Origin of the sequence: Pseudodesulfovibrio sediminis (assembly GCF_020886695.1) — a bacterium.
Taxonomy (GTDB): domain Bacteria; phylum Desulfobacterota; class Desulfovibrionia; order Desulfovibrionales; family Desulfovibrionaceae; genus Pseudodesulfovibrio; species Pseudodesulfovibrio sediminis.
Genome location: NZ_AP024485.1, coordinates 2,774,559 through 2,785,000, shown reverse-complemented (window position 1 = coordinate 2,785,000; position 10,442 = coordinate 2,774,559). Strand labels below are relative to the sequence as shown.

Sequence of the window (10,442 nt, the reverse complement as noted above, 5' to 3'; positions counted from 1 at the left end):
CAGGGCATTGGATGTGGTGGCAATGGGGGTCATGAACGCACAGGTGGATGACACCCCCACTCCCATCATCAGATAGAGCGGGTTCATGTCGTGTCCGTGCGCCGCGTAATAGGCAATGGTGAAAAAGGCCGCCACCACAGCGGTATTGGACAGCACTTCGGTCAGAAAAATCACGGACAGGATGGTCAGGAAATAGAGAAGTAACGGAGCCATGTGTCCCTGAAGCATCTGGCCGGTCAGAACCACGACCTTTTCATCCAGCTTGAGCCAGTGGACTATGCCGAAGAGTGCCCCCAGCGCCAGAATGAAAAACAGTCCACGACGGGGCACGGACTTGAGCAGCCACCCGGGCGCGAGCAGCGGACCACGCGCGTATGCCGAGTCCGGGGCACGCCGGATGAAGAGCAGGTACAGAAAGAGTCCGGCAAAGCCCAGACTGACCAGCGGCGACACAGCCGCGAAGTCCGGAACATTCTCGCTGACCACGGCCTCCATGATCCAATAGCCCATATACAACCAGAACAGTCTGGCTCCATATCGCTGGCGATCTCCCGCCCCACCGCCGTCTTTCAGCGCTTCCACCCGGACACGGATACCCCGTGCGGCAGCAGGCAGTCCCAATCCGGCCGCCACTCCCCAGGCGAGCAGAACAAACACCGAAACCAGCGGCACGGACCACAGAAACCAGTTGAAGAACGTAATCTGCTCCCGTCCGGCGATCTCGAACAGATCCAGGGCGGCAAAGAGGACGGCGTTGGCCGGCGAGCCGATCATGGACCCCATGCCCCCGATGGCCGAGCCGTAGATGGCCGAACACATGAGTACGGTGGTCATGCCCCTGGCCCCCTGGTCGGCGAAGTCCTCGTCCAGCTGTTTGAGCACGGGAATGAGCGTGAGCACGGCAATGGTATTTGGAATAAACGAGGAGAGCGCGGCGGTCGCGCCTATTATATATAGTATAAGGAGCGACGGCCTGCCCCGGCTCTTTTTCAAGGCCCAGGCCACGAAGCCGTCCGTGATCCGCGTTGCCGCCATGAGCTGATACACGAAGTATCCGCACACAAAGAGCAGGATCAGGGGCAACCGTTGCCACAGGTAGGCGGAGATGTCTGCGAAGGATTCCAAAGCGGCTCCAGGATCGAGGTTCACTCAAGCCAATGGACCGTTTTCACGGAAGAATGTCAACTGCCGTCACTGTCTTAACGGTACAGGAAGGCTCCCGTCCACCACGTCAACCGGGATAGGGGAGTTCGATGCACACTGTGTAACGCTCGCCGTCCTGGCTGAAAAAGGGCTTGCTGATGATGCACGCGGTCTCACCGGTGAAGGGGGAACTAAACGGCGTGGTGACAAACTTCTCGTAGCCCATGTCCAGATAGAGGACATAGTCCTCCACTGAATGATCCGCCCCCTTGCCGGAGCTGAGGAGGAAATCCGCAGTGGTGGCGGCGTTCTGACTTTTGCCGTGAACGCGGGAGGTGATCTGCACTCCGAACTCGTCTACCACGAACACGGAGATGACGTCACCCACGGTCTTCACAATAGTCTTGCACCCTTCCTCGAAGCGATCTTCGGATAGATTGGCGAATTTCGAACAAATGGAGGTCACACTTCTAAAAGCAGTACCAAACCGCTCCTTCTTTCGGCTGACCAGCTTTCTTTTAAACAACTTGAACTCTTCATGGGTATCGAGAATCTTCTTGAAAAACATCTTCGCCGGATCGCCGGTTTTGTCGTGTTCGTCCTTTGTATAATAATCGCCCTGCTGTAAATGGATACCGGCGGTAAGCAACCTGAGCGATTCAGCCTCGGACTCCACCTGCTGCCCAATCACAACCGCGCCTATACGCTCTGCCACAGATCGGAGCGCCTCAAGCGTTCTGGCCGAATAGGACTTGCGCTCATCTTCACCGAAAAAGGAGCGATCTATCTTCACCATGTCAGGCTGCAGTTTGGTCAGCACATGGCTGAAGCTGTCATCCACTGAACAGCCATCCAAACAGATTTTGAAGCCGAGCCCTGAGAACAACTCGCAAAAATCAGCGACATCCTCCATATATTTAGGGGAAAAGGGCCACTCCAATACAATATTTGACGGCGGAATCCCCGCAGCCTCAACCTGAGCGGGAAGTACAACTTCCCGTGTCTTGAGATGGGAGAGCATATCCGGGTTGATATTAAGAAAGAGGTGCATCCCCTTGTGCTTAGCATGAATAGGCTTAAACTGCTCCAATGCTTTTTCACGACACAGCCGATCCACATCCACCTTGAGATCTGAGCTGAGATCGCCATAAAACAACTGACTTGCTTCAATGGCACACGCACTTTTCCCGGCGCGAGAATAGGCCTCGAATCCCACAATGGATTTGGTTGTAATTGAAAGAACAGGCTGAAAAAAAGTGATAATATCCTTGGAACTAATGATATTTCGAACCACCTGTTCGTCAACCTTGACCGGTGTACTCTTTGGCATTTCCGCTTCCTCTGAATTGATCGATTAAGACGATTGGAGTATCAGTCTCACTGAATACGCACCTGTCCAAAATCGGTCAATGTCGTTTTCCAGGAATTCTCCGTGTAATCATTGAGTGGGCCCATTCTCCTATAGCGAACACCAGCCGTTTACGTTATCATCGATTTCTTACATTGAGGAGTTAGTATAAGTGGCTGAATTTGTTCATCTTCATGTCCATACGGAGTACAGTCTCCTGGACGGTGCCATACGCATCAAAGACCTGCTTTCGCGGGCCAAGGACCTTGGCATGCCTGCCGTGGCCATCACGGACCACGGCTCCATGTTCGGTGCCGTAACCTTTTACATGGCAGCCCGTGAAATCGGCATCAAACCTATCATCGGCTGCGAAGTCTACGTGGCTCCCGGCGACATAGATGATGAAAACGCCCACCACCGTAAGGAACGCGGCGGTGGATACCACCTCGTCCTGCTGGCCAAAAACCGCAAAGGGTACCGGAACCTCATCAAGCTGGTCTCACTGGGGCACCTCGAAGGGTTCTACTACAAGCCCCGTGTATGCAAAAATCTCCTGAAAAAACACTCAGAAGGCCTTGTCGCCCTGTCCGCCTGCCTGGCTGGCGAAGTCCCACGCGTACTCATGAACGAGGGCTTGGATGCCGGCGTGGAGATGGCCAGGACCTACGAGTCCATTTTCCCCGGAAACTTCTATCTCGAACTCCAGGACAACGGCATCGGCAAGCAGGTTCGCCTCAATGAGCTGCTCATCAAGTGCGCGGAGCAGACCGGTCTGCCCCTGGTGGCCACCAATGACTGCCACTATCTGACCGCCGAAGACTACGAGGCCCACGACACCCTGCTCTGCGTCCAGACACAGACCACGGTGGACTCCGAGAAACGGTTCCGCATGGACACGCAGGAGTTGTATTTCAAGACGCCCGAGGAGATGGAGACCGCCTTCGCGCATGTGCCGGAGGCCATCCAGAACACCCAGCGCATCGCCGAGATGTGCAATCTCGAAATCGAACTGGGCAACTACTATTTCCCTGAATATGAATTGTCCGAAGGCGTCTCGGACATGGACGAGGAGTTTGACAAGCTCTGCCGGGCTGGTCTCAAGGAACGGCTCAACACCATCGAATATGAAGTGGACGAAAAGGTCTACTGGGATCGCCTCGACTATGAGCTGGGCGTCATCACCGAGATGGGATTCCCGGCCTACTTCCTCATCGTGCAGGATTTCATCAACTGGGCCAAGCGCAACCGCATTCCCGTGGGGCCGGGCCGTGGCTCTGCCGCCGGTTCCATTGTTGCCTGGTCGCTCAGGATCACGAACATCGACCCGCTCCCGTATGATCTGCTGTTCGAGCGCTTCCTCAACGTCGAGCGTGTGTCCATGCCTGATATCGACGTGGACTTCTGCGAGCGACGCCGTCTTGAGGTCGTGAAGTACTGCTCCGAAAAGTACGGCCATGACCGAGTGGCACAGATCACCACCTTCGGCACCATGAAGACCAAGGCGGTCATCAAGGACGTGGGCCGTGCCCTGGGCATGGACTACAAGGACACCGACCGCATCGCCAAGCTCATCCCGGACGATCCCGCGCTCATCGCCAAGCTGCTGGGCGTGGAAAAGGCCAAGATCACCGTCCCCAATGCCGTCAAGGCCGTGGCCGAACTGGACGACATGGTGGCCACCGACCCCAAGGTCGAAAAACTCATAGATATTTCAACACGGCTCGAAGGCCTCTGCCGTCACGCGTCCACCCATGCGGCGGGCGTGGTCATCTCCGACAGGCCCATGACCGACTACCTTCCTCTCTACAAAGGGAAGAAGGGTGAAATCGTGACCCAGTTCGACATGAAAAAGGTCGAAAAGGTCGGCCTGATCAAGTTCGACTTCCTGGGCCTGCGCACCATGACCGTAATTGAGGACTGTCTGGACATCATCCGCGAGCAGGGCAAAAAAGCGCCCAACCTCGACACCCTGGCCCTGGACGATCCCGACACCTACGCCATCTTTGCCAAGGGCGACACCGACGGCATCTTTCAGGTGGAATCATCCGGCATGCGCAAATATCTCCGCATGCTGCGCCCGGACTGCTTTGAAGACATCGTGGCCATGCTCGCGCTCTACCGCCCCGGCCCTCTGGGCATGATCGGCGCCCACGGGGTGAGCATGGTTGACGAGTTCATCATGCGCAAACACGGAGACATTGAGGTCACCTATCCGCACGAATCTCTGACAGACACCCTGAAGCCCACCTATGGCGTCATGGTCTATCAGGAGCAGGTCATGGCCACCGCCATGACGGTCGCCAACTATTCACTGGGTGAAGGTGACCTGCTGCGGCGTGCCATGGGTAAGAAGATTGCCGAGGAAATGGCCAAACAACGGTCCCGTTTCCTTGAAGGTTCCCGCGAGAACAAGATCCCCGACAAGATCGCCAATGAAATCTTCGACACCATGGAGAAATTCGCGGCGTACGGTTTCAATAAATCCCACTCCGCAGCCTACGCGCTGATCTCGTATCATACAGCCTATTTGAAGGCGCACTTCCCGGTTGAATTCATGGCCGCCCTCATGAGCACGGAAATGAACAACACCGAGAAGATCATCATGTACGTCAACGCCTGCCGCGACATGGACATCACGGTCAAGCAGCCGAACATCAATGCCGGTCAGGCCCGCTTCTCCGTGCTGGACGGCGACATCCTGTTCGCCATGGCCGCCATCAAGAACGTGGGCGAGGAAGCCATCAACGAGATCGTGGTCGTGCGTGAGGCAGACGGCCCGTTCAAGAATATTTTCGATTTCTGCGAGCGGGTGAACCTGCGCCGCGTGACCAAGCGCGTGCTTGAATCCCTTATCAAGGCCGGGGCACTGGACTGCTTCGACCGGTCACGGGCCGCGCTCCTCGAAGATCTGGAAAAGGCTGTCGCCATTGGCCAGAAGAAGACCAAGGAAAAGGAATCCGGCATGCTGAACATGCTGGACATGCTCGGTGGCGGCGAAAGCGCGGAACCGGCCCACCAGCCCACGTGCTCGGAATGCGAGGAATTCGACGACCGGGAGAAACTGACTCTGGAAAAGGAAGTCCTCGGTTTCTTCCTGTCCGGTCACCCGCTGCTCGCCTACCGGCAGGACATGGCCCGACTCCGCACCTCCACCCTTGAGGAATGCAAGACCATTCCCAACGGAACTGAGGTCCGCGTGGCCGTCATTATCCCGGACTACAAACAATTCATCACCCGCAAGGGCGACCCCATGGCTTTCTGCGTGGCCGAAGATCTGACCTGCTCGGGCGAAGTGACCATGCTCCCCAATGTCTACGCCGACGCCCGCGAGCTCATCGACGCGGACCGTCCGCTCATGATTCAGGGAAAGATCGATATCCGCGAAGAACAGGCCGGACCGGAGGATGCCCCCAAATCCGCCAAGATTCTGGCCGATAAAGTCACATTCCTGGCCGATGCGGTCAAAGGCTCGGACAAACCCGTGCCCCTGTGGATCGGCGAACGCAACGCCGTTGACCCCCATCTCAACAAACTCAAGACCATTTTACAGCGCTATCCCGGCACCACCTCCGTCACGTTGGGCGTCATAACCAAAGACTCCGTGGTCAACCTGAAACTCGGCAATGGCTGGACCGTCTTCCCCAGCCGCGAGTTCTGGAAGGACATTGAGGCGTGGCAGAACGGCGATGCGCTCAAACATAGGTCGAGCAACAACTAATTGAGGAAAACGATGGCCCGGATTCGCACCTGCCTGGCACTTATCTTCATACTGACGCTTATGACCGGCTGCGGTTCCACCCGGAATCCGCTGCCCATCAATTATCAAAAAATGGCACAGATTCCCGGATTCGAGCATATCCGCTTCTACGATGACAACACGGCCGCCTCCATGAAAGCCATACTGGAAACCTGGGCCAGACATCGCAAAGGTGATCCGGACGCTGATTTTTCCGTACTCAGCCTGTCCGGCGGCGGTGCGGGCGGCGCGTTCGGCGCAGGCTACCTGAGCGGCTGGAGCGACTCCGGCACCCGGCCCGAGTTTTCGGTCGTCACCGGCATCTCCACAGGCGCACTCATTGCGCCCTTCGCCTTTCTCGGCCCCGGCTATGATGCGCTGATCACCATGCTCTACACCACCTATTCCACGGAAAATCTGATCGGCTACACGCCCACCAGCCTGTCTCTGCTGAATACCTATCCCATGCAGAAAGCCATACAGATGTATATTTCCGACGAGATCATCGAAGCCATCGCCTTCCAGCATCGCAAGGGGCGTCGACTGATCATCGGCACCACCAACCTGGATGAAATGGAGCCGGTGTATTGGGATATCGGGGCCATTGCCCAATACGACACGCCGGAGGCACGCACGCTCATCCGCGACGTAGTCCTGGCCTCGGCAGCCATTCCCGTGGCGTTTCCCCCGGTCTTTTTCAAGGTGGAAGCAGGAGGCAAGCTGTACGATGAAATGCATGTGGACGGCGGGATCACCAATCAGGTTTTCGCCTACCCTCCTTCAATCAGACTGAATGAAGCCCTGCACTCCATCGGCAAAACCGGAAAAATCTCCCTGTATGTCATCCGCAATGATCTCCTGAAAACACCCGGCTGCCAAACGTCCCCGCACCTGACGCGGATAGCCAGCCGCTCCATGGACGGCCTCATCCGCAGTCAGGGCATAGGCGACATCTACCGCATCTTCTACACGACCCAGCGGGACAACGTGGATTTCAACCTCGCGTTCATTCCCTACACATTCACAGAGGAACCCGAAGAGCTGTTCGATCCCGTTTACATGAACAAACTGTATAAAGTGGGATACGATATTGCCCGAAGCAAAAGCCCGTGGCACAAGGCTCCGCCCCATGTCACTCCCCAGCGGGATGTTTCCGGGAACCGATAGCCCCGTACGCGACACAGGCTGCCATTGATCGACTGGCCCGCCCCCGGACGAAGCGGCACAACCATTTTGAATACGTTTGAGGATACAGCATGGACTCACTCAAGGAACTGGACGAACGGCACAGACAATTCGTCATTGACCGCAACTGGCAGCAACACCAGTCGCCCAAGAATCTGGTCATGGCCCTGACCGGCGAGGTGGGCGAGCTCAACGAGCTGTTCATGTGGCTTACGGTGGAGGAAAGCCGGAAGATAGAAGGGGAAACAAAACAGGCCGTTGCCGAAGAGCTGGCCGATGTCCTCATCTACCTGACCCGCATTGCCGGGGAGCTGGACATTGATCTGGTTGCGGCTGCGCACGAAAAATGCGAGATCAACGAACGGAAATACCCGGCGGACGCATTTCAGGACAAGCCCCTGCGCCCGCACGAATACAAGAATCAACACAAATAGGTGATAGCATGGCAGGAAAATGGCGTTTGACCATCACTCAGGATTTCTCGTCCTCGCACCAGCTGCGCAACTACGGCGGCAAATGCGAGAACATGCACGGCCACAACTTCGGTGTGGAAGTTGTCGTGGAAGGCGACAAGCTCGATGACCGCGTGGAATATCTCGTGGACTTCAAGGAGCTGAAAAAACGCACCAAGGCAATACTCGAAAAACTCGATCACAAACACATCAACGATGTGCCGCCCTTTACCGAGATCAACCCCTCCTCCGAAAATCTGGCCATGTTCATATATAAGGAAATGGTCAAGACCATGCCGGAGAACATCTCCCTGGTAGAGGTATCGGTATCGGAAAAGGACTCCTCCAAGGCGAGCTACTGGGAAGAATAGGAATATGAACGACCCAAAAAAGGAGAAACGCGGCGAGATCAACGGCATGTCCTATGGCAAGATCATGACCAGCCTGCTCATTCCCAAGAATGCCCGCTCGGACCCGAAACGCATCCTGAGCGGCATCGCCTTTCTGGTGTTCATCTGTTTTTTCCTGTTCGCGGCCCTGAGCAAAGGGTGCCAGCGGGAGACCTTGAAAGACCAGCAGCAGGAACAGAGCCGTTCTGTCCCGGCCATTGTCCACACAAGGAGCGTCTAGCGTGCGCATCATTATCCAGCGAGTCTCTGACGCCAAAGTCTTTGTGGGCGACAACGTCCTTGGTGCAATCGGGACCGGCCTCCTCGTGCTGGTGGGCTTTGGCGGTAACGACACCGCCGACCTGCCCGAAACCCCAGCCTGGTCCAAGATGCTCGACAAACTGCTGAACCTGCGCATCTTCCCGGACGACAAAGGCAAAATGAACCGCTCGCTCACGGATACGAGCGGCGACCTCTTGCTCATCTCCCAGTTCACGCTCTATGCGGACTGCAAAAAGGGACGGCGCCCCTCGTTCACCAATGCCTGTCATCCGTATATCGCCGAATCCCTATACGACCGGTTCGTGGAAGACGCCCGCAAACTCGCGCCCGGCAATTTTGCCACCGGCCGGTTCGGCGCAGAAATGCATCTGGATTTCACCAATTGGGGTCCGGTGACCATGATTCTGGATTCAGATGAACTTTAATTGCATCTGACAATTGTTTTCCTTACACTCATTAGATGTCGGTTAAAATAAAACTCCTACTCGCACTCACTCTGATCCTGCTGTCCTCCTTTGTCGTGACCAGCCTGATCAACTACACGGTCACACGTGACGCGGTGCGCGAAGAATTACTCAATTCCTCACTCCCCCTGACCGGCAAGAACATCTATTCCGAAATCCAGACTGCCATGATGCGCCCCATCATGGTCTCGTCGTCCATGGCCAATGACACCTTTCTCAAGGACTGGGTCCTCAATGGCGAAAAGGACGAAGAGGAAATTACCCGCTACCTCAGCAGACTCAAGGAAAAATACAACTTTATCACCGCGTTCTTCGTATCCGCCACCACGGACAAATATTATTATCAGGACGGTATTCTCAAGGAGATCGGACCACGCGACCCGCATGACATATGGTATTATGCGTTTGTTCGCTCAAAAAAAGAGTACAACCTGGACGTGGACAGCAACGAGGCTGAGGGCGGCACCCTGACCATCTTCATCAACTTCCGGGTGGAGGACAAGAATGGCAGGCTGCTCGGCGTGGCCGGAGTGGGCGTCAACCTGAGCACCGCCTTGAAACTGCTGGCAAAAGCACGCAAGGAATACCACAGGGAAATCTACCTGGTGGACCAGGACGGCCTGGTTCAGGTGCATCAGGATATCCGACGCATCGAGAAATATTACATCACGAAGGCAGGCGGGATCCGCGATGTGGCCCAGGCCATCCTGAGCAAACATGGTGAGCAAGTCAGCACCGAGTATGACTGGGAACAAGACCATATTCTGCTCTCGGCGCGGTATATTCCCGAGCTGCAATGGCACCTTATCGTCGAACAGAACGAAGAGGACGCCCTGACATCGGCCCGCGAAAACATGATCCGCACCCTGATTGTGGGTGGAATAGCGTCCTTCCTGATCATCATCCTGTGTGTCGTGACCATCAATCATTTCCAGAGCCGACTGGAAAAACTCGTTCTGACCGATCCGCTGACCGGAGCGGCCAACCGACGGGCGCTGGACTCCAGATTCGAACAATCCGCCTACAAAAGCGACCGCTATGACGCGATGTTTTCCGCCATCATCATCGACCTGAACAATTTCAAAAAGATCAACGACTCCTATGGACACGTGATGGGCGACAAGGTGCTCAAGCATGTGGCCGGGACAATGACCTCCACTGTCAGACCAACGGACCTGCTTGCCCGGTGGGGCGGAGACGAATTCATCATACTCATGGACGGCAACACCGATGACGCCAGGGTTCTGGCAACCCGCATCCGGGCCGCCACGAGCCAGACGCCCTTCAGTTTTCCGGTGTCTTTCAGTTACGGCATCGCCCAATATGAAGAAGGGGACGATATCGACTCCCTGACCCAGCGCGCCGACCAGATGCTCTACGAAGCAAAAGCCCGAATCCCGAAAACCGAAGGGATGTAGACAAATTTCCCCGAGGTCGTTACCG

9 protein-coding genes (1 of these 9 only partly in view) are annotated in these 10,442 nt (G+C 56.0%); 7 read left to right on the top strand and 2 right to left on the bottom strand.

Annotated features, from left to right (window positions below):
• On the bottom strand, positions 1-1,125 hold the 5' portion of the coding sequence (locus SRBAKS_RS13280) for an SLC13 family permease (protein WP_229591378.1). It extends 129 nt beyond the left edge of the window; only the first 1,125 of its 1,254 coding nucleotides appear in the window; its start codon is at positions 1,123-1,125; its stop codon lies beyond the left edge, outside the window.
• A 106-nt stretch (positions 1,126-1,231) separates the two neighbouring features.
• The gene (locus SRBAKS_RS13275; protein ID WP_229591377.1) at positions 1,232-2,473 is read right to left on the bottom strand and encodes an EAL domain-containing protein; all 1,242 of its coding nucleotides are present in this window, start codon (positions 2,471-2,473) and stop codon (positions 1,232-1,234) included.
• Between the two features lie 190 nt (positions 2,474-2,663).
• Here SRBAKS_RS13275 and dnaE point away from each other — a divergent pair, with 190 nt between their 5' ends.
• From dnaE to SRBAKS_RS13240, 7 genes are all read left to right on the top strand, one after another.
• A complete protein-coding gene (gene dnaE / locus SRBAKS_RS13270; protein WP_229591376.1) occupies positions 2,664-6,209 on the top strand; it encodes a DNA polymerase III subunit alpha in 3,546 nt (1,181 codons plus the stop codon).
• 12 nt (positions 6,210-6,221) lie between these two features.
• Positions 6,222-7,394 (top strand): patatin-like phospholipase family protein, encoded by a 1,173-nt coding sequence (locus tag SRBAKS_RS13265; RefSeq protein ID WP_229591375.1) that lies wholly within the window; start codon positions 6,222-6,224, stop codon positions 7,392-7,394.
• Positions 7,395-7,483: 89 nt separating this feature from the next.
• The gene (locus SRBAKS_RS13260; protein ID WP_229591374.1) at positions 7,484-7,846 is read left to right on the top strand and encodes a nucleotide pyrophosphohydrolase; all 363 of its coding nucleotides are present in this window, start codon (positions 7,484-7,486) and stop codon (positions 7,844-7,846) included.
• Between the two features lie 8 nt (positions 7,847-7,854).
• Positions 7,855-8,235 (top strand): 6-carboxytetrahydropterin synthase QueD, encoded by a 381-nt coding sequence (gene queD / locus SRBAKS_RS13255; RefSeq protein ID WP_229591373.1) that lies wholly within the window; start codon positions 7,855-7,857, stop codon positions 8,233-8,235.
• A 4-nt stretch (positions 8,236-8,239) separates the two neighbouring features.
• Positions 8,240-8,494 carry a hypothetical protein gene (locus tag SRBAKS_RS13250; RefSeq protein ID WP_229591372.1) on the top strand — a complete coding sequence of 85 codons (255 nt, stop codon included), beginning with the start codon at positions 8,240-8,242 and terminating at the stop codon, positions 8,492-8,494.
• Position 8,495: 1 nt separating this feature from the next.
• Entirely contained in the window at positions 8,496-8,960 is a 465-nt protein-coding gene (gene dtd / locus SRBAKS_RS13245; protein WP_229591371.1) for a D-aminoacyl-tRNA deacylase, read from the top strand.
• 35 nt (positions 8,961-8,995) lie between these two features.
• The gene (locus tag SRBAKS_RS13240; protein ID WP_229591370.1) at positions 8,996-10,417 is read left to right on the top strand and encodes a sensor domain-containing diguanylate cyclase; all 1,422 of its coding nucleotides are present in this window, start codon (positions 8,996-8,998) and stop codon (positions 10,415-10,417) included.
• The last annotated feature ends 25 nt before the right edge of the window (positions 10,418-10,442 follow it).

Bases quoted from the DNA above. Each gene is read 5' to 3' on its own strand.
- SRBAKS_RS13275 (WP_229591377.1), bottom strand. From the start codon at position 2,473: ATGCCAAAGAGTACACCGGTCAAGGTTGACGAACAGGTGGTTCGAAAT.
- SRBAKS_RS13265 (WP_229591375.1), top strand. From the start codon at position 6,222: ATGGCCCGGATTCGCACCTGCCTGGCACTTATCTTCATACTGACGCTT.
- SRBAKS_RS13260 (WP_229591374.1), top strand. From the start codon at position 7,484: ATGGACTCACTCAAGGAACTGGACGAACGGCACAGACAATTCGTCATT.
- queD (WP_229591373.1), top strand. From the start codon at position 7,855: ATGGCAGGAAAATGGCGTTTGACCATCACTCAGGATTTCTCGTCCTCG.
- SRBAKS_RS13250 (WP_229591372.1), top strand. From the start codon at position 8,240: ATGAACGACCCAAAAAAGGAGAAACGCGGCGAGATCAACGGCATGTCC.
- SRBAKS_RS13240 (WP_229591370.1), top strand. From the start codon at position 8,996: ATGTCGGTTAAAATAAAACTCCTACTCGCACTCACTCTGATCCTGCTG.